Raw genomic sequence first — 20092 nt, 5'->3', positions numbered from 1 at the left:
TAAATAAGAATTTGTCGGGGACTAACGGCGGAGATTAATGATTGCCCGTTGAATTTGGGTTTTCAGGTTGGCATTATTCTTGGCGGCTTCGGTGATGCGATTAAATTCTCCCGGCTTGAGTCCGCTTTCTTCAGCAATTTGTTTGGAACGATTGCAAAAATTAACGGCGATCGCCTGGGCGTTGCGGGGTAACTTGCGGATACTGTCCCGATTGGTGCAGGTAAGTTGGGGGGGAACCCGGCCAATGAGGGTTTGAATTTCCTCAAAGGCTTTTTTCCGTTCTACTTCAATGGCTAATACTGCCTTAGCATAGTGATTGATGCTCTCGGGGGAAAATTCCTGGGAATAGGCCGACCAGCGAAAGACAAGGGCTGTGGGGTGCCAACTTACCTCCGGCACCATTCCCCCAAATAAGCCGAGGAAGGCGAGAGTATTGGCAATAAAAAGTCGACTCAGAACACCGTTCAAGCCGCTTAAGGGACGTGAGCTAATAACCATGCGCCTAGTCGCTTTCGGGTGAATAGGATGACAAAATCCTAATGGTTTGCATTTTCTGTTTGAATTACTTTGCCGGGGATAAGTTCCGTGGAGGCTGTTACCCTGGGAAGGCGGGATCGTTTGGGGACGTAGATGGGAGCCAAATCCATGGAAGGAATGAACTTAAAACAAACGGCGATAGCAGACTTTCATCACGTTAGCGTTTTGCCCACGGCCCTGGTGGAAGGACTGGAGCCAAAGCCCGGTGGCTATTACCTTGATGCCACTGTGGGAGCTGGGGGCCACAGCGAAAGATTACTGAAATTAGGTATTCCCCTTGCCCTGACTATGATCGACCGAGATGTCCAGGCGATCGCCGCCGCCATGGAACGTTTGCAACCCTTAGTTGCGGATCGCAAAGACATAAGCATTAACACTTGGCAAGGTAACTTTGCTGATTTTCCCGGTCAACTCGAGCAATTTGACGGCATCATCGCAGATTTAGGAGTAAGCTCTCCCCAACTTGATCAAGGCGATCGGGGCTTTAGTTTTCGCCACACTGCTCCCTTGGATATGCGGATGGACCAAAGCCAGGATCTCACCGCCGCTGAAATTATTAACCACTGGTCCGAAAAAGATTTAGCCCGCATTTTTTATGAATACGGCGAAGAACGGCTTTCCCGACGTATTGCTCGGCAAATTGTCGAACAACGTCCCTTCCAAACCACTACCGACTTAGCAGAGGCGATCACCAAATGGGTACCAGGAAAATATCGCCATGGGCGCATCCATCCTGCCACCAGGACGTTCCAAGGTTTACGCATTGCAGTGAACGATGAATTAGGTTCCCTGGAAAAATTCATTGCCCAAGCTCCCCATTGGCTCAAAAGCGGCGGAAAGTTCGGCATTATCAGTTTTCATAGCTTGGAAGACCGCATTGTTAAGCACCGTTTTCGGGAAACGGAAAATTTACGGGTGCTGACCAAAAAGCCCATTATTGCCGGAGAAGAAGAGCAGAGGCAAAATCCCCGGGCCCGTTCCGCCAAATTACGTTGGGCCGAAAAAATCTAAGGAATTGGGGAAAGTCAAACCAAAATTGCTGATTTTTTCTGCCGGTTGTGGATTTACACGTCAGATAGTCTTAGTGGAATAATTGTTCCAATCTAAACGGTAATTTACAGGGTAGAAGGGTCAATACCCAATTCCCGCAATTTAGCAAAAGCTCGGTCTCTTTCCTGTTGAGCCTGATCCCTTTCTTCAAAAAGGGTTTCTGGATCTTTAAATGGCTCTCCGTTGGGGAAAAACAGTTTCAAGCCATCGGCAAACATTTCAAAGCGAATTCCTAGGGTTGGAGAAGTCCAGGGAAAATTGAGCAGGGTGATGGTTTTAAATTCTGCATCTGGGTGGGAACGCGCCTGACCCCAAAAGTCATAGGACTCTGGATCGTAAAAGAACATCTCTAATACTCCATACCGCCGATAAAACGTTTGCTTATGGAGCATTTCCCTGGCACTGTTACTCTCGGAAAGAATTTCAAATACTACCTGGGGAGCAATATGGTCTTCTTCCCATTGTTTGTAACTGTGTCGTTCCCCATCAGGTCTTCCCAGAACCACCATGGCATCGGGTGCCTGGCAGGGTGCGGGGGGACTGGCCACTTGTTCGGGATACCAAAGTAAATCCCCCGCTACAAAGACTGTTTTGCCCTGAAATAAATGCTTAAGATTGGTCACCAAACGGACAATCCAGTGATACTGCAGGGTATTGTCAGCCATGGGTTTACCGTCGGATTCCGGATATAGATCGGGAAAGTCGAGGGGAAGTAGGGCAGTTTGAACCATAGACTTTTACCGAATGAAATTGTACAAGCTCGTTCAACCTACTTAAGCTACTTAGAAGCGGTTTTGTTCACCTGTTGCATTAGCACTTCATAGGCCCTGGCAAATTGGGGGTCTTCCAGGGTGCCTACTTTTTCCCGATTTTGTTGCAATTCCTTCCGCTGGGCGTCGGTGAGTTCTACTTCCACATCGGGGTCGATGCCATGTTTATTGATGTCCCGACCGTTGGGGGTTAAATATTTGGCGATCGTCACTGCCATACCGGAACCATCCCCCAATTCCCGCACCGATTGTACTAATCCCTTACCAAAGGTTTTGGTGCCCACAATGACGGCCCGTTGATTATCCTGTAAGGCCCCGGAGACGATTTCACTGGCACTGGCGGAACCACCATCCACCAACACCACTAGGGGACGGTTACTCAACTGCCGCTTGTTAGCACTTTGTTGTTCCACTTCCCCTCGGCGATCGACGGTGGACACAATGCCCCCTTCATCCAACCAAATGCGAGCAATATCCACACTGGAATAAAGCAAACCACCGGGATTGGAACGCAGGTCGAAAATGTAGCCCACCACATTCTCTTTTTCCAATTTCTGCACTGCTTGGCGCATTTCCTCCGAAGCCTGGGCACTGAATTGATTTAAACGGATATAACCAACCCTGGCACCATTAATATCTTCCACTTGGGCCCGCACTGGATGAATTTCAATTAAAGTCCGGGTCAAAGGATATTCGATCGCCTGCCCTTCCCGCTCAATAGTGAGCACCACACTGGTGCCGGGCTTACCCCGAATTAACTTCACTGCGTCATCTACTTCCATGCCATCGGTGGACTTACCGTCAATCTTGGTAATTACGTCCTTAGAAAGAATGCCAGCGTTGTAGGCGGGGGTATCTTCGATGGGAGCCACCACCACAATTTTCTTCGTATCCTGGTCCTGGGTGATTTGAATACCCACCCCGGTCAATTCACCGGAAGTGTCGATACGCATTGATTGAAACTCATCGGGGGACATGAAGCGAGTGTAGGGGTCATTTAGCTTCTCCAGCATTTCCCGAATGGCGGTGTAGGCTTCTTCCTGGTTTTTGTAGTCCCGTGTTAGATAATCCTGGCGAACCGCTACCCAATCCTCACCGTTGAAAGTACCATCTACATAGGTGCGGTTGACAATCTGCCAAACTTCGTCAACCAGCTCCTTGGGATTATCCTGTAGGTAGCCCTGGGAGCGGGCCAATCGCAACCCAACCCCCGTCACCGCCACTGTTGTCAATAACAGAGCTGTAGTTCCCAAAATCAGACTGCGTTTTTGTTTCAACATGGGATTTACCGGACAGTTGGTGAAGATTAGTTAAGAAAATAAACCCTAGGGCGGTGCTTAGAGTCCTTGATTCCTAGGTTATAACATTTCAGAGATGATGGTTATTGAACTCCCATGACGGATTTAGTTGTGTCTGATTCCCTGAAAAATCGCCGGGAACAACTGATGTGGCAGAGGCGTTGGAAGCGTCTGCGCTCCTGCTGGCAATTTGTCTGTGTTTGTGGTTTGACGGGGGGCATGGTGTGGGTGATGAGCTGGCCAGAATGGTCTATCCGCTCCGATCGCCAAGTGGAGTTTTTGGGCAATAAGCTAGTCTCTAGGGAAACGTTATACGAAGATTTAGACCTGGAATATCCCCAGGCGGTTTGGCAACTTTCTACCCAGGCCTTGGGGGATGAACTGGCAAAAAATCCGGCCCTCCTGAGAGTAGAAGTCACTAGACAGTTATTTCCGGCCCAGGTAAATGTGGCCGTACAGGAACGACAACCGGTGGCGATCGCCGTGGCGGATCAGGGTCCGGGCTATTTAGACGGGGAAGGAAATTATATTCCTGCCTCCCTCTACAGCCAGGCGGTCAGAAAAACCCTGCCCCAAACCCCGCAATTTTTGGGCTACGGCCCCCAATACCGCAGTTTTTGGCAAACCCATCAAATTCTGATTCAACAGTCCCCTGTCAATATCCGGATTATTAACGGCAACAACCCCAGTAACATAAGTCTGACAACGGATTTAGGTTTAGTTTTCATAGGTTCTGACCTCTCTCGCTTCGGGCAACAAGTACAGGTTTTAGAAAAAATGCAGAATTTGCCCAGTCGGGTGCCCAAGGAACGTTTACTATTTATTGACCTCACAAATCCAGACAGTCCCAGCATTCAACTTCGTCCCCAACCCCCCAAGGAAAAAGCAGCCGTCAACAAACCCTAATATTTTTACCCTCCACTCCAGCCATTCTCCCGTGATAGAGGGAAAAAGCTCAGATTCACATTGACAAATTTGCTCAATATGCCTAGTGTAGGGACGATAGACCGCTGGGATTTGTGCTTGGGCGAGGGGATCTCTGTCGTCGTAAAAAGGCTTCAATACCCTGCTGCTTCGGAAGCGTTGCTCTCCCTGTGGTTGCTTTTGCGCCCTAAGAATTTGCTCATTTTGCTCCCCTAATACTTCCCCCCTGCAATGACGCTCAATAATGATTTACCCCTAAATAACATAGGTTTTACCGGTAGTGGTCTCAATGATGGAACGGAGGGGTTAGATGATTTATTTTCGTCCTCCATCGTTGACAATGAACCGTTGGAGGCTTTGGTAGAAACACCTACTTTTGCCAGCCCTAGTCCTAACCTAAAAAGGGATCAGATTGTGCCTAGTAACATTGCCAAAATTAAAGTGATCGGCGTTGGGGGAGGCGGTTGCAATGCTGTCAACCGTATGATTGCCAGTGGGGTGACGGGCATCGACTTTTGGGCAATTAATACCGATTCCCAGGCATTAACTAATACGAACGCCCCGGATTGTATTCAAATTGGCCAAAAACTCACCAGGGGTTTGGGGGCCGGTGGTAATCCGGCGATCGGGCAAAAAGCGGCGGAGGAATCCCGGGATGAAATTGCCCGTTCCCTTGAGGGTACGGATTTGGTCTTTATTACTGCGGGCATGGGGGGCGGCACTGGCACTGGAGCAGCTCCCATTGTGGCCGAGGTGGCCAAAGAAATGGGCTGTTTGACGGTGGGCATTGTCACCCGTCCATTTACCTTTGAAGGCCGACGACGGGCTAAGCAAGCTGAGGAAGGCATTAATGCTCTCCAATCGCGGGTCGATACCCTAATTGTGATTCCTAATAACCAACTTTTGTCGGTTATTCCCGCCGAAACTCCTCTCCAGGAAGCTTTTCGGGTAGCCGATGATATTCTGCGCCAGGGGGTACAGGGTATTTCCGACATTATCATCATCCCCGGTTTGGTGAATGTGGACTTTGCGGACGTGCGGGCGGTGATGGCCGATGCTGGCTCCGCATTAATGGGCATTGGGGTGGGTTCCGGCAAGTCCCGGGCCAAGGAGGCGGCCACGGCGGCCATTTCCTCTCCTTTGTTGGAATCTTCTATCCAGGGAGCTAAAGGAGTCGTATTTAATGTCACTGGTGGAACCGATCTGACCCTGCACGAAGTTAATGTTGCGGCTGAAATTATCTATGAAGTGGTGGATGCCGATGCCAACATCATCTTTGGAGCGGTGATTGACGATCGCCTGCAGGGAGAAATGAGAATTACCGTCATTGCCACGGGCTTCAACGGTGAAAAAGAAAAACCCCAAGCAAAAACCAGCAGCAAACCTGTGCTCAGCGGCCCCCCTGCCGGAGTGGAGACAGTGCCATCAACAACAACACCAGAAGATCCCCTAGGGGAAATTCCCATGGCCCCGGAGTTAGACATTCCTGATTTTCTCCAGAAGCGGCGTTTTCCCCGCCGTTAGGTTCCCCAGGATTACTGGTGGGAACCAAATAATTTGACCAAGAAAGTCTCTTAGGCTACACTACTAACCTCTAATTGTTGTCTCAAACTAAAGAGGTTGATCGATTTGCGCTTTTTGTTTGCTAGCCTACTAATTCCCTTGGTATTGCCTTTGCCGGTGATGGCCCAATCCGCCACTTTCTATGGCAATCAGTTTGTAGGGCGGAAGATGGCCAACGGCCAAGTCTATAACCACGGTCGCATGGTGGCAGCCCACCCCAGTCTGCCCCTAGGAACCAGAGTTAGGGTAACCAATCGCCGTACGGGGAAATCGGTCGTAGTGACGGTGAGTGACCGTTGTAACTGCTCCATCGACCTCAGCCGTTCTGCTTTCCAACAAATTGCTAACCCCCGCAAAGGCCGGGTTCCCGTAAGCATTACCCGTCTCTAGGTGCTGGGCAAACTACGTAAATAGGGGCTGAGGTGAGACCGTTCCGCAATACAGTGAAAGAGCGGTCCCCGGGAAGATAATTCCACCACGCTCAGTCCGGTGACGGGCATGGCAAAACGGTCTCGGTAACGACCTACGTCGATGCCCAGGAGGCAGCAGAGTAGGATGCGGATGGTGGCTTTGTGAGAAACCAACAACACATTGCCATCATCGAAGCGGTCTTCAATTTCCTCTAGCACCCTAGTGCCCCGGCGGGCGATGTCAATGCCCCTTTCTCCACCGGGGGGAGAGTTCCAAGCTGGATCGGTGAGCCATTGCATATAAAGGTCGTGGTCCCTTTGGTAAACTTCGTCGGGATGGAGTCCTTCCCATTCTCCATAGGCCACTTCCCTTAGGCCAGGGCGGATCTGCATTTCAATACCTAGGCGATCGCATAGGGGTTGGACTGTTTGGCGGGCCCGTTGCAAAGGGCTAACATAAACTGCTTGCCAGGGGTGTTGGGCGTAGGCTTCAGCAAATTCCTTGGCCATTAAAATTCCTTCTGGGGTCAAGCCAGGGTCATTTTCCGGGGTACCACAATAGCCTCCGGTGGCACTGTAGGCGGTTTGTGCGTGGCGCAGGAAATAAAGTTTGAGGGCCATGGCCGAGTTGAAAAGCAACAATATTAAAGATTACAGAGGAGTGAGAGCTTGGCTCTGCCTGCTCCCATTGTACATAAATACTCTGTTTTTTCGTGCCCAAGAGTTTTCCAGCCTTGCAAAAGTTGATCGGTAGCCAAAATCACCTTTGTCCCCTGGGTAAAAAGCTATAAAAAATCTTTGCGAAGCACACCTAAACTGCCCATTTTTGCGGAACTATGAGCAAGGAATTTCGAGAGCTATTAAGAAAAGTGGGTAGTGGTCCCCATACCAGCAAAAATTTGACCAGGGAAGAATCGGCCCAGGCCATGAAGTTGATGTTAACCCAGGAAGCTACCCCGGCCCAGATTGGTGCTTTTTTGATTGCCCATCGTATTAAACGTCCCACAGGAACTGAATTGGCAGGGATGCTGGATGCCTTTGAGCAATGGGGACCCAAAATTCCTGCCCTTAGCTCTGGTCAAACGGTAATTGTGCTTAGTCAACCCTACGATGGCCGAGATCGCACCTGTCCCGTGGGACCTCTCACAGCCCTGGTGCTGGCAACGGCGGGTTGTCCGGTAATTCAACATGGCGGTGATCGGATGCCCACAAAGGAAGGAATTCCCCTGGTGGAGTTGTGGGAAGGGCTAGGAGTGAATTGGCGATCGCCATCTCTGTTGGCCACACAGGATATTTTAGAAAAAACTAATGTGGGTTTTGTTTATCTGCCCAAATATTTTCCTGAAGCCCAGAAGTTGGTAATTTACCGGGAAGAAATCGGCAAACGCCCTCCCCTGGCAACCCTAGAGTTAATTTGGGTTCCCTATGCCGGTAAACACCATGTGGTGGCGGGGTTTGTCCATCCCCCCACGGAAAATATGATTGCTGAGGCTCTCAGTCTACGAGGCGTTAGTACATTCACCACAGTGAAAGGTTTGGAAGGAAGCTGTGATTTGCCCCAGGAGCGCACAGCCATCATTGGTTTGTACGATTTGACCAAGGCAGAAAACGCCCTGACCCGTTTGCGACTCCACGCCGCCGATTTTGGTCTGGGGGGGAAAAATCCGGTCTGGACTAATTTGGTTGATTATCTTGAGTTGGCCCAAGCCACTTTGAATGGGGAACAAACTCCCCTGCGGTCAGCCCTAATTTGGAACAGTGCTTTTTATCTCTGGCAACATACGGATGCTCCCAATCTAGAAACGGCGATCGCCAAAGCGGAAAAGCTCATTGACGACGGTCTGGTCAAACAACAATGGCATCGACTGCAGTTATATGCAAAATAAGCCAGCACCAATGCAGTAATCGCATGAAAATTAATTATTAGTTACAAACTATACAAATATTTACAAGGAAAAAATCCAGTCTAGGAATGTGATCGTCAGCAGTTGCCCTTTCTGGCCTTAGTTATTGCCTACACTATGAGTAATTTTTCCCGAAGCACCCGACGCAAGTTCATGTTTACCGCAGGGGCCGCCGCTATTGGAGGAGTGGTTCTCCATGGTTGTACTTCCCCCACCACCACATCCACCGGGACGGGTACAGGGTCCAGCACGGATCAAGCCATTAGTCCTTTAGTCGAGGGGGAGAATGCCCCGGAAGTAACCACCGCCAAATTGGGTTTTATTGCCCTAACCGATGCTGCCCCGTTGATTATTGCCAAGGAAAAGGGTTTTTACGCCAAATATGGCATGCCGGATGTGGAAGTGTTGAAGCAGGCTTCCTGGGGTACTACCAGAGATAACCTCGTATTGGGTTCCGCCAGTGGCGGTATTGATGGGGCCCATATTCTTACCCCCATGCCTTACCTCATTACCATGGGCACTGTAACCGATGGAAAACCAACCCCGATGTACATTTTGGCCCGCTTAAATGTCAATGGCCAAGGCATTCAGTTGGGCAATAATTATAAAGACTTAAAAGTGGGTACCGACGCTGCTCCCCTCAAAGAAGCCTTTGCCAAAGTAACGGATCCTAAAGTGGCCATGACTTTTCCTGGCGGCACCCACGACATGTGGATTCGCTACTGGTTAGCCGCTGGAGGCATGGAACCAGGTAAAGATTTTTCTACCATTGTGGTTCCCCCCGCCCAAATGGTGGCCAACGTTAAAGTTAACGCCATGGAATCTTTCTGTGTTGGTGAACCATGGCCTTTACAAACTGTTAACCAAGGAGTCGGCTATCAGGCATTAACCACTGGTCAACTTTGGAAGGATCATCCCGAAAAAGCGTTTGGCATGCGGGCCGATTGGGTAGATCAGAATCCCAAAGCTGCTAAAGCGTTGTTAATGGCGGTGATGGAAGCCCAGCAATGGTGTGACCAGGCAGAGAATAAGGAAGAAATGTGTCAAATTCTCTCTAAACGGGAATGGTTTAAAGTTCCCTTTGAAGATATTATTGACCGCTCCAAAGGTATTTATAACTTCGGCAATGGCCAAGAAACCTTTGAAGATCAAGAAATTATGCAGAAATATTGGGTCGATAATGCTTCCTATCCCTATAAAAGTCATGACCAATGGTTTTTAACTGAGAATATTCGCTGGGGCTATTTGCCAGCGAGTACGGACACCAAAGCCATTGTGGATAAAGTCAATCGTGAAGATCTATGGCGAGAAGCAGCCCAGGCGTTGGAGGTACCAGCAGATCAAATTCCCAGTAGTCCTTCCCGGGGAATTGAGACTTTCTTTGACGGCATAACCTTCGATCCAGAAAATCCCCAGGCCTATCTGGACAGCTTGAAAATTAAGTCTATTAAAGCTTAGTTCCCAGTGATTTGCCCCCTGGGGAAAAGTACCCCCTTGACTTTTGTAATTGCTGCAGTTCAATCAACTATTTTTGGTAAAAATTATGGCTAGTTCCACCGCTGGGCTCCGTCCCCGCCGCAAGAAAAATCCCCTCAGTTTCATTTACAGTCCCAAGGTTATTCGTCCCGCCGTGGCGATCGCCGTTTTGTTGGTGGTTTGGCAGATTCTCTGCTCCGGAGAAGGTTCTAATCTGCCCAGTCCCGTGCAGGTCTTAGAACAAACCTATCCTTTAATTCTCAATCCCTTTTTTGACAATGGTGGCACAGACAAGGGTTTAGGCATCCAAATTTTTGCCAGTTTAACCAGGGTGGCAGTGGGCTTCAGTGCGGCGGCGGTGGTGGGCATTGCCCTAGGCATCTTAATTGGTAGTAGCAAATTTATGTATGATGCCCTCGATCCAATTTTTCAGGTTCTAAGAACCATTCCTCCCTTGGCCTGGTTGCCCATTGCTCTGGCGGCTTTGCAGGAAGCAGAGCCTTCGGCCATTTTCGTTATTTTCATTACGGCAATTTGGCCCATCGTCATCAACACCACGGTGGGAGCTCAACAGGTTCCCCAGGATTATCGGAATGTTTCCCGGGTTCTAAAACTCTCCAAAAGCCAATACTTTTTCAATATTCTATTCCCGGCAGCAGTGCCCTACATTTTCACTGGCCTACGCATTGGCATTGGTCTTTCCTGGTTGGCGATCGTGGCAGCGGAAATGCTGATTGGTGGTGTGGGCATTGGCTTTTTTATCTGGGATGCCTATAACAGCTCCCTGATCAGTGAAATCATTATTGCCTTAATTTATGTGGGCATTGTCGGTTTATTGCTAGATCGTTTTATCGCTTTTCTGGAAAGTTTAGTGGTCCCAGCGGAGCAAAAGTGACCAAACATCCATAGGAAGGCCGTTTTTCCTAGCTACTAGTTCTCAATTTTTGATTTGTCACCCCCGGACTAACTATGATGCCCTTCATTGAAATTGATCATGTTGACCGTATTTTTCCCCTCCCCGACGGGGGGCGTTACATTGCCCTCAAAAACATTGAGCTGAAAATTAGTCAGGGAGAATTTATTTCCTTGATTGGTCACTCTGGCTGCGGCAAGTCTACCTTGTTGAACATGATCTCTGGGCTAGATAAGCCCACCTTTGGCGGGGTCATCATGGAGGGGAAAGAAATCACCGAGCCTGGCCCTGAAAGGATGGTGGTGTTTCAAAACTACTCCCTGTTGCCTTGGTTGACGGTGCGACAAAATATCGCCCTGGCTGTGAATCGAGTTCTGCGGGATCTGCCCAAACCAGAACAAGAAAAAATTATTGACGACAATATTGCCCTGGTGGGGTTACAACGGGCAGCCCATAAACGACCGGGGGAATTGTCCGGGGGCATGAAACAGCGGGTGGCGATCGCCAGGGCATTATCGACCCGTCCTAAGGTTTTATTATTGGATGAACCGTTTGGGGCTTTGGATGCTTTAACCCGGGGGAATCTCCAGGAACGGTTAATGGAAATTGTCCAAGAAAGTGGCGTAACCTGCATTATGGTCACCCATGATGTGGACGAAGCATTGTTACTTTCTGACCGGGTGGTGATGTTAACCACAGGGCCCGAAGCCCACATTGGGCAAATTTTGGAAGTGCCCATTCCTCGACCCCGTCACCGTTTGGAAGTGGTCAACCATCCCAGTTACTACGCCCTGCGGGGGGAAATGGTTTATTTCCTCAATCAACAAAAACGGGCTAAAAAAGTTGGGGCGGTCAGTCAGTTTGCCGAGGCCATGGGGGGCAATGGCCTGGAAAAAATCAATCTGGACTTAGGTTTTATCCCCCTCACCGATTGCGCCCCGTTAGTGGTAGCCAAAGAGAAAGGTTTCTTCCAAAAGCATGGTTTAGAGCAAGTTAACCTGGTGAAAGAACCCAGTTGGCAGGCGATCGCCGACGGCATTCGGGAAAGACGGTTAGACGGAGCCCAAATGGTAGCGGGTATGCCCCTAGCTCTAACCCTAGGCATGGGGGGGAAAACCCCTTTACCCATGGTTACGGCCATGGTGATGAGTCGCAACGGCAATGCCATTACCCTCAGCAAAAAGTTTGCTGAAGCGGGGGTTAAAACCCTCGAAGATTTACGGTTAAAGCTAGCAGAAACTCCCGATCAAGTTTCCACCCTGGGCATGGTTCACCCCGCATCTATGCAAAATCTGTTACTGCGGTATTGGCTTGCTTCTGGCAGTATTGATCCAGACCAAGATATTAATTTAATGCGCCTACCACCGCCCCAAATGGTGTCTAATTTAGAAGCTGGCAATATTGACGGTTTTTGTGTGGGGGAACCATGGAATTCCTATGCTGTTAAACAGAATTTAGGCTATGTTATTGCCACGGATTTAGACATTTGGAACGGTCATCCGGAAAAGGTTTTAGGAATGCGGGAAGAATGGGTCAATAAATATCCAGCCACCCATTTAGCCCTGGTTAAAGCTCTGTTGGAAGCCTGTGAATATTGTGACGATCGCCGTCATCGCCAAGAAATTCTAGACTATTTGGCATTGCCTCAATATGTCGGCACCTCCACGGAATATATCAGTCCAGGCTTTTTGACTGAATATGATCAAGGAAATGACGCAGAAGCGGAAATGTTGCTGGACTTCAATCAATTTTATGTCAAGCAATCTAACTATCCCTCCCGCAGTGAAGGGTTATGGATTCTGACCCAATTAGCCCGTTGGGGTTACATTGATTTTCCTAAAAACTGGGTGGAAATTATTGAACGGGTACGCCGTCCTGACCTATTTGGGGAAGCCTGTCGCCATTTAGGGTGGCCAGATTTAGAAGGTGATCACCACAATGTTTCCCTGTTTGATGGCATGGTTTTCACCCCGAATGATCCCCTTGGTTACATTAAACGTTTCACCATTCACCGGGATATTCAAGTCACAGAAATTCTCATCGACCAAATTGATCAAGTTAATCAATAGATCAGCTTTTTGTCGCCTCTTTTTAACCTTGAAATATCTATTCTTCTAAATGTCATGCAAACAATGAATGTCAATGACCCTATCCTGACCGAAGAAAAAACCGCTTTTTTAGCCATTGAAAATGTCAGTAAAGTTTATCCCACTGCCCAGGGGCCCTATACGGTTTTAGATGGGGTTAACTTAGAGGTAAAAGAAGGGGAATTTATTTGCATCATTGGCCATTCCGGTTGCGGTAAATCTACCCTCTTAAATATGGTGTCGGGCTTTAATCAACCCACCCAAGGCACGGTTAAGCTGAAAAATCAGTTAATTACTGCCCCGGGCCCTGACCGAATGATGGTTTTCCAAAATTATTGCCTACTGCCTTGGAAATCTGCCTATGATAATGTTTCCCTGGCGGTGGAATCGGTTTACCCAGATAAATCTAAAACGGAAAAAGAAGAATTGGTAGCCCATTACCTCGAAATGGTGGGTTTAACGGAAGCGGCTCAGAAAAAACCTGGGCAAATTTCCGGGGGTATGAAACAACGGGTGGCGATCGCCAGAGCCTTAGCTATTTCCCCAGAAGTGTTAATTTTAGATGAACCTTTTGGGGCTTTGGATGCCATTACTAAGGAGGAATTGCAGGAAGAGTTATTAAAAATTTGGCGGGAAAATAATCTGACCGTGTTGATGATTACCCACGACATTGACGAAGCTTTATTCCTCGCCGATCGCCTAGTGATGATGACCAATGGCCCCAGCGCCAAAATTGGTGAAATTTTAGATATTCCCTTTGACCGTCCCCGCAACCGCAGTCAAATTACCGATGATCCAAAATATTATCAACTGCGGAATTATGCCCTTGATTTTCTCTTTCACCGTTATGCCCATGACGATGATGATGACCTCAAAGAAGATAAACCCAATCCCGGTTTGCTATTCAAAAAAGTTATGGCGGGAGCCCTAGGACTAGTGGCGATCGCCTTAGTCGGGGTTGGTTTGGTGCAAACTTTTGGTTCTAAGGGTGATGGTGGCCCTACCCCCTCAGTGGAATCCATGGAAGGGTCTTGAACTATCTGGATTAGCTAAATTTTTGCCGTTGTTACCATTAATTGCCACCAATTTGTCCAACTGTCGACTTACTATTAGTTTTTAAAAAAATGTCAGTTATTAACAACTTTGATCATTCCCTCTCACCTCCTAGCAACTCGATCCATGACAGTGATAATCAGCTTTGCTACTATCGCAATAGTGGCAATAAATTACAGCAGATAATTATTGATGGCACCTGGAATAAGGAAAAACTGATTTTTCCTGGCGAACAGTTATTATTTTGGGCTAGCCCTCAGGACAAATTAACTATTAAAGTTTTTCACTGCGATCAAATATCGACCAATCGTATTAACTGTATTCATCTTTTGGTCAATTAGTGGTCAACTAATCAAATTCGCTTCAATTAACTGCCAATATTTTAATGGATTCACCAGCTATTCTTCCCACCACCAGAACCCTTTGTCCTTACTGTGGAGTTGGTTGTGGTTTGGAGGCTGTTGCTAGTCCCCAAAAGTCGGTAGTTGATGCCGGTCATGCCCATAAAATTAGAGGCGATCGCCAGCATCCTTCCAGCCAAGGCATGGTCTGCGTCAAAGGAGCTACCGTAATGGAATCCATGGATAAACAGCGATTACTTTACCCCATGTTTCGGTCAAGTTTAGATCAGCCGTGGCAACAAATTAGTTGGGAAGCAGCCCTAGAAATTGTTGTTGATAAAATTCAGCAAGTTAAACAAACTTTGGGGGTAAGTGGTTTATGTATGTACGCCTCTGGGCAAATGCAGACAGAGGATTACTACGTGGCCCAAAAATTATTTAAAGGTTGTTTGGGTACCAATAATTTTGATACCAATTCTCGTCTTTGCATGTCTTCGGCTGTGTCTGCCTATAGCCTAAGCTTTGGTTCCGATGGTCCGCCTTGCTGTTATGAAGACTTAGAAATAACCGATTGCGCTTTTTTAATTGGTACTAATACAGCGGACTGCCATCCCATTATTTTTAATCGTTTACGCAAACACCACAAACAAAATCCCCACGTTAAATTAATTGTGGTGGACCCCCGTTGTACTGCCACCGCAGAAGTTGCGGACTTACATTTAGCGATCAATCCTGGCAGTGACATTACTTTACTCCATGGCATTGCCTATTTGCTAAAAAAGTGGAATTTAATTGATCAAAAATTTATTGATAATCACACCCAAGATTTTGAGCAGTATTGTCAAGTTATTGATCATTATCCCCCGGAAAAAGTTACCCAAATTTGTGGCATTAGTTTAGAACAATTAGAAACCGCCGCTCACTATTGGGGCAATGCCAAAACAGTGCTTTCCCTTTGGTCCATGGGAATGAATCAATCTTTTCAAGGCACAGCTAAAGGTCGTTGTTTAATTAATCTCCATTTACTCACTGGTCAGATTGGGAAACCAGGCAGTGGACCTTTTTCCCTCACTGGTCAGCCCAACGCCATGGGGGGTCGGGAAGCAGGGGGATTGTCCCATCTGTTGCCTGGCTATCGTTCAATTAAAAATCCTCAACACCGCCAAGAGGTAGAACAACTTTGGCAGATTTCCCCTGGCCGTATTAATCCAGAACCAGGTTTATCAGCCTGGGAAATGTTCATGGGATTGGAAAATCAACAGGTTGGTTTCCTATGGATTGTGGCGACTAACCCTGTTGTTAGTATGCCTGATTTAGAAAGGGTTAAAAAGGCTCTGCAACAATCAACTTTTACGATTCATCAGGATGCCTATTCCCCCACTGAAACGGCAGAATACGCCCATTTGTTATTGCCAGCAGCTCAATGGAGCGAAAAAACTGGCACAATGACCAATTCAGAACGGAGAGTTACCCTTTCTCCTGCGTTTCGCTCTCCTCCTGGGGAAGCAAGACCCGACTGGGAAATTTTTGCTGAGGTAGGACGTAGATTAGGTTTTGAAAATCAATTTAATTTTGTTGATTCAGCCGCAGTACATCGGGAATATGTGCAACTAACTGCTGAAAGATTATGTGACCAATCTGGTGTCAGTTATGAAAAGTTGCAAAAGCTGGGGCCGCTGCAATGGCCCTGTCGTCAATCAGATCAAGAAAGTCAACTTTTATCAACTAAAAGACTTTACACCGACTATAAATTTTGCACAGAAAATGGTCGGGCAAACTTTTGCTTAGACCACAGTCGGGGATTAGCTGAGCCGGTCGATCCAAACTATCCTTTTGTCCTCACCAATGGTCGTCTTTATGGTCATTGGCATACCCAAACCCGCACTGGCCACATTGAGAAAATCAAAAAAATGCATCCCAAACCTATATTGGAAATGCATCCCAAGGACGCAGAAAAATTGGGTATTAAAAGTCAGGATTTAGTTGCGATTAAATCTCGACGGGGTTCTGCTCAGCTAGAAGTTCTAGTTACTAGAGCCATTGCCCCCGGTACGGTTTTTATGCCCATGCACTGGGGTTTTTTGTGGGACGATAATGCTGAAGTTAATAGTTTGACCCATGCCACTGCTTGCCCTATTTCTAAACAACCGGAATTAAAAGCCTGCGCCGTTAATATTACACCAGTTTAATCAAACAATAAGCAATTAATTGTCAGGATAAAAATCTAAGCTTAAAATTTGGTCAGGAATATATGAGTATTGTTGAGGAAATGTTTCTTCCGGCAAGTTGGTCTCTCCCATTGCTAGATCCCTGCCATTATCATAGCCATCTGAGATAGCCTCTGATAAATAGGTTTTTAAGCTAGGATTTTCCTTAATCAACTTTAAAATATCCCGTCTTTGTACTCGAATTGTTGCCAGCCAACTGCGGCTTCTTTGCTCTGATTGGTATTGTCATTTGAGGAGATGACCAAGCAAAATTGCTAGACAATTTCTTAATTCCTGACGCTGTTGTCTCCCCAAGCTCTCTATTTCCTCAATCAAATTTTCTAAATCTAGTTTATGCCATTGCTGGTTACGTAGTATTTCAGTTTGCTCTTTTGTCCAGGCATAGAAATCGCTGTGGTAAGTGCTAGGTGAAGGCATTGAATTATATCCTCGCTCAACATCCAATGTTAGCATTAAAAACTAAGTTGATTTTCCTGTAACAATAACAATGTTTTTTCAATTTGAAGCTGATTTTGTTGATTCCCTCCGCTGTATTCCCATGGTTGTGCGTTATAAACTAGACACCTGTGGCGTTAAATTAAAATTAAGTCATTGGCATCAACTGAGTTTGGAACAAAGGCAGTATTTGACTGAAGCTAGTTGTGAAACACCAACAGAAGTTAGCCAATATGGGGAAAAGCTGCAAAATTGGATAACGGAATTAACTGGCAAGCCAGCTTCCACATTATCAGTGCCGGATTTACCCGATTGGTTAAATGCCAATCAAATTCCAGCTCAAATATTAACGGAGTTAAATAATAAATTACCGTCTTTGGAATCTTCCGGCATTACGTTGACTCAATGGCAATCCCTGACTCCTTTGCAAAGATTTGCTTTAATTAAACTAAGTCGTGCTGGCCACGAAAATCGTAATTTTCTGCTGGCCATCAAAGAATTTGATCTGATGCCAAGCTGACACAAAATCTACAACTCGCTAATTTATTCTCCATCCAGTGAGTTAATCAAACTAGTCCATATCAAATTTATCTATCTACTTAAAAATTGTTTGCTCCGGTTTACGTGGATAGAATTTTAAGGCGATCGCCGTAATGATCAATGTCAACCAAGCAAGAAGACTGATAAAGTTTGCCCAGATTAAGCCGGTGAATTTGACTTGGATTTGATGTTTGCCTGGACTCAGATTAAGACTGAGTAAATTAAAATCTCGATAATTAGTAAAAAATCCTTTTACTGGTTGATTATCTACCACGACTTGTTGCATTGCAGGATAATACAAAATTGGCAGTTGCACTGTGCCAGCCTCTGCGGGCATTTCAACTGGGCAGTTAGTCACAACTCCCTTTTGGTTACACATTTCCTTAGTTGCATGGACAGGTAGAAGGGTATTTGCGGCGGAAAAATCATCAAAATATAGATGATTCATTCTGATGTAAAGAGGATTGCCGTCAGTGGTTTCTCCCTCTACGATAAATTTTAATTCAAAGGCGTTGCCAGCGAATTTAACGTCGGTGAAAGGAACTTTTACTTTTAATTCTTCCTGGGTCAAAGGAATGGAAGTTAATGGTTGTTGATCAACAAAAACTATTAAATTAGCTTGGCTTTTAATTTTATCCATGGGAACTCTACCCTGTAAAACTAGGGTGGGTTTTTCCGTTTCTGGCCAGGCAGGATAGGGAATATCAACGTCAATGGGTAGGGGGCCATTAATAAATACATCCCAGGAAAGATAGCCGGGAATCCAATCGGGATGGAGAAGTTGCAACTCGGCTTTGCCATATATTTTTTCCACCGCTGATTGGGCTTTTGTGTTAACAGGAACGGCTTTGTTGGGTAAGCGATAGAGATAGTCCAAAGCGCCAGAATAACGAAAAAGGGGATCTTGTAATAATTCTTCTACTGTCACTGTGCCTCGGGGTATGGGTAACCAAGGGCGGCTAGCAATGACAATAATTAAAATACCTAAAATTAAATGACGACTGCGTAATCTTTCTCGAAAAATTAAAATAATTGCCAGTGTGGTTAGCAGTGCCCCGGACCACATTACATGGGTTAAAAAACGAAAAGTAAATTGGGTGACCCACAACTGTCGGGGCAAAAGATTCCAAATATTAACGGGACTCCACGTAAGAAATAAGGCTAGTATAAATACGCTCAGCAAAGGAATCAGCCAGGGCTGCGATCGCCATAAACGCCTAGGTAATGATTTGCCAGCAAAAACAAAGTAAATTACCGTGCCAAAGCCAGCCAAAAGAATCCAACCGACAGCGGGATGAAAACCGTAGGTAGGGGCAATGCCCAGTTCCGTTGGTTGGTGAGGCAGAGAATTGGGGGCTAGTAAATTGGCGATCGGGGTAATATCGGTAGTGTTGAAGGGATTAATGGCTTGAATCTGACGACGAATGGCTAAACTGCCAGATTCCAGAGCCACAGGAGCTAAAAAGTAAAGCGCTAGCAACCAAGCCCAGATGTAGCTCAAACTAATGTAAGTAATCCCTTTTTGCCAATGATTAGGCTTATTTTTGACTAAGAAAATGGCACCTAATAAAGCAATAAAAATAGTTGTGTAAACGAAGGTGATAATATGGGTTAATCCCAGGGCACACCAGGCCAAAGCACCTAAAATTAAATGGCGATAATGGGGATAGTAAAAAGTTTGAATAGCATAAAATAAAACAATGGCTAAAATTCCCTGGGCGATCGCCTCGGTGAAAGCTCCCCTTGCATGGACATTATTAAGAAAATAGGGGGCGGACATATAGGTCACTCCCCCTAAAATAGCGGCAATTTGGGAACGGGTGAAGAAAAACCCAACCCGATAGATGAAAATCCCCCCCAACCATAGGGCAGACCAAAGCAAAATTTTATAGGCAGTGTAGGGATTAGTGGGAGTCAAAAATTTGTAAATTATTGCCCCGAAAAAATAGGGAAGTTGACTATAAAATTGAAATCCAGGATAACGGAAACCAAAATTTTCTAGAGGGGCCACCCGTAGGGGAAATTGTCCTTCCTCTAGGGCCATTCGCCCTTGGACAATGTAGCCGATGTGGGAAGTGTGGTCATTAATGGAGAAAATTATCTTGGTCGATGCCATAGGGGCCATCCAAGCCAAAGCAATTAGCCCTAGCAAAACATAGGTAAGAATGGCAATACGATTTTTATAGTTAAAAGTGCCAATTTTTCGCCAAATTGCCATGGTGGTAACGGGTTTAATCAAATCAAATAAATATTGACGAAACGTTACCCCAAAAAGTAATAAACTCAAGATGATTAAATTACGTCTTAAGGCTTGTAAATCAGCCGCACCAAGCTTTGGTTCTAGAATGCCCCAATAGCCCACTAATCCTAAAGCTAAGCCTGTAATAAGACAAAATAAAGCAAGAATAAAAAAGGGGTTATTTTTCCGAATAACGAGGAATTTTAAGTTTTTAAAAATGCCGACTTCCTGATAGAGCAGAAAAAATCCAATCAATAAAATAACAGCCAAACCAAAACCGATTATAGGAATTAGCATTAGATCCAAGAATGACTCAGTTAGGGG

16 protein-coding genes and 2 pseudogenes are annotated in these 20092 nt (G+C 46.4%); 12 read left to right on the top strand and 6 right to left on the bottom strand.

Annotated features, from left to right (window positions below; genetic code table 11):
• Window positions 1–21: 21 nt before the first annotated feature.
• Window positions 22–498 (bottom strand): DUF4168 domain-containing protein, encoded by a 477-nt coding sequence (locus SYNPCCP_RS04785; RefSeq protein WP_010872131.1) that lies wholly within the window; start codon window positions 496–498, stop codon window positions 22–24.
• 156 nt (window positions 499–654) lie between these two features.
• Here SYNPCCP_RS04785 and rsmH point away from each other — a divergent pair, with 156 nt between their 5' ends.
• Complete coding sequence (rsmH, locus tag SYNPCCP_RS04780) at window positions 655–1548, top strand: 16S rRNA (cytosine(1402)-N(4))-methyltransferase RsmH (protein ID WP_010872130.1); 894 nt, start codon at window positions 655–657, stop codon at window positions 1546–1548.
• A gap of 104 nt (window positions 1549–1652) precedes the next feature.
• Here rsmH and SYNPCCP_RS04775 read toward each other — a convergent pair whose 3' ends face one another.
• Together SYNPCCP_RS04775 and ctpC are read right to left on the bottom strand one after the other, a co-directional pair.
• The gene (locus SYNPCCP_RS04775; protein WP_010872129.1) at window positions 1653–2318 is read right to left on the bottom strand and encodes a Uma2 family endonuclease; all 666 of its coding nucleotides are present in this window, start codon (window positions 2316–2318) and stop codon (window positions 1653–1655) included.
• A gap of 47 nt (window positions 2319–2365) precedes the next feature.
• The gene (gene ctpC / locus SYNPCCP_RS04770; protein ID WP_010872128.1) at window positions 2366–3637 is read right to left on the bottom strand and encodes a carboxyl-terminal processing protease CtpC; all 1272 of its coding nucleotides are present in this window, start codon (window positions 3635–3637) and stop codon (window positions 2366–2368) included.
• Window positions 3638–3751: 114 nt separating this feature from the next.
• Here ctpC and SYNPCCP_RS04765 point away from each other — a divergent pair, with 114 nt between their 5' ends.
• The 3 genes from SYNPCCP_RS04765 (at window position 3752) to SYNPCCP_RS04755 (ending at window position 6532) form a co-directional block, all read left to right on the top strand.
• The gene (locus SYNPCCP_RS04765; RefSeq protein WP_010872127.1) at window positions 3752–4561 is read left to right on the top strand and encodes a cell division protein FtsQ/DivIB; all 810 of its coding nucleotides are present in this window, start codon (window positions 3752–3754) and stop codon (window positions 4559–4561) included.
• Window positions 4562–4810: 249 nt separating this feature from the next.
• The gene (gene ftsZ / locus SYNPCCP_RS04760; RefSeq protein WP_010872126.1) at window positions 4811–6103 is read left to right on the top strand and encodes a cell division protein FtsZ; all 1293 of its coding nucleotides are present in this window, start codon (window positions 4811–4813) and stop codon (window positions 6101–6103) included.
• Window positions 6104–6259: 156 nt separating this feature from the next.
• On the top strand, window positions 6260–6532 hold the full coding sequence (locus tag SYNPCCP_RS04755; RefSeq protein ID WP_010872125.1) for a septal ring lytic transglycosylase RlpA family protein: 273 nt from the start codon (window positions 6260–6262) through the stop codon (window positions 6530–6532).
• Here SYNPCCP_RS04755 and SYNPCCP_RS04750 read toward each other — a convergent pair.
• The gene (locus SYNPCCP_RS04750; protein WP_010872124.1) at window positions 6529–7173 is read right to left on the bottom strand and encodes a histidine phosphatase family protein; all 645 of its coding nucleotides are present in this window, start codon (window positions 7171–7173) and stop codon (window positions 6529–6531) included. The genes SYNPCCP_RS04755 and SYNPCCP_RS04750 overlap by 4 nt on opposite strands.
• 215 nt (window positions 7174–7388) lie before the next feature.
• Here SYNPCCP_RS04750 and SYNPCCP_RS04745 point away from each other — a divergent pair, with 215 nt between their 5' ends.
• The 7 genes and pseudogenes from SYNPCCP_RS04745 to SYNPCCP_RS04715 all read left to right on the top strand — a co-directional run bounded on the left by SYNPCCP_RS04745 (window position 7389) and on the right by SYNPCCP_RS04715 (window position 16515).
• Window positions 7389–8438, top strand: a complete 1050-nt coding sequence (locus SYNPCCP_RS04745) for an anthranilate phosphoribosyltransferase family protein (protein WP_010872123.1) — start codon at window positions 7389–7391, stop codon at window positions 8436–8438.
• Between the two features lie 135 nt (window positions 8439–8573).
• Complete coding sequence (locus SYNPCCP_RS04740; protein ID WP_010872122.1) at window positions 8574–9914, top strand: CmpA/NrtA family ABC transporter substrate-binding protein; 1341 nt, start codon at window positions 8574–8576, stop codon at window positions 9912–9914.
• An 85-nt stretch (window positions 9915–9999) separates the two neighbouring features.
• Window positions 10000–10827: a nitrate ABC transporter permease gene (gene ntrB, locus SYNPCCP_RS04735; protein ID WP_010872121.1), complete on the top strand. Its 828-nt coding sequence runs from the start codon at window positions 10000–10002 to the stop codon at window positions 10825–10827.
• Between the two features lie 74 nt (window positions 10828–10901).
• The gene (locus SYNPCCP_RS04730; protein WP_010872120.1) at window positions 10902–12914 is read left to right on the top strand and encodes a nitrate ABC transporter ATP-binding protein; all 2013 of its coding nucleotides are present in this window, start codon (window positions 10902–10904) and stop codon (window positions 12912–12914) included.
• Between the two features lie 54 nt (window positions 12915–12968).
• Window positions 12969–13793 (top strand): annotated as a pseudogene (locus SYNPCCP_RS04725) (ABC transporter ATP-binding protein); the annotation flags it as partial.
• Between the two features lie 263 nt (window positions 13794–14056).
• Window positions 14057–14326, top strand: coding sequence for a DUF1830 domain-containing protein (locus SYNPCCP_RS04720; RefSeq protein WP_041432077.1), 270 nt, complete (start codon window positions 14057–14059; stop codon window positions 14324–14326).
• Window positions 14327–14370: 44 nt separating this feature from the next.
• Entirely contained in the window at window positions 14371–16515 is a 2145-nt protein-coding gene (locus SYNPCCP_RS04715) for a molybdopterin oxidoreductase family protein (RefSeq protein WP_010872118.1), read from the top strand.
• Window positions 16516–16530: 15 nt separating this feature from the next.
• Here the strand turns inward: SYNPCCP_RS04715 and SYNPCCP_RS04710 are convergent.
• Window positions 16531–16971, bottom strand: a pseudogene (locus SYNPCCP_RS04710) (DUF29 domain-containing protein).
• A gap of 70 nt (window positions 16972–17041) precedes the next feature.
• On the opposite strand from SYNPCCP_RS04710, the gene SYNPCCP_RS04705 reads away from it, so the two are divergent.
• The gene (locus SYNPCCP_RS04705; protein ID WP_010872117.1) at window positions 17042–17509 is read left to right on the top strand and encodes a nitrate reductase associated protein; all 468 of its coding nucleotides are present in this window, start codon (window positions 17042–17044) and stop codon (window positions 17507–17509) included.
• Between the two features lie 75 nt (window positions 17510–17584).
• Here SYNPCCP_RS04705 and SYNPCCP_RS04700 read toward each other — a convergent pair whose 3' ends face one another.
• On the bottom strand, window positions 17585–20065 hold the full coding sequence (locus SYNPCCP_RS04700) for a hypothetical protein (protein WP_223211348.1): 2481 nt from the start codon (window positions 20063–20065) through the stop codon (window positions 17585–17587).
• Window positions 20066–20092 lie beyond the last annotated feature (27 nt).

The organism is Synechocystis sp. PCC 6803 substr. PCC-P, from assembly GCF_000284455.1.
GTDB lineage: Bacteria > Cyanobacteriota > Cyanobacteriia > Cyanobacteriales > Microcystaceae > Synechocystis.
This window is presented reverse-complemented; position numbering and strand designations above follow the sequence as displayed.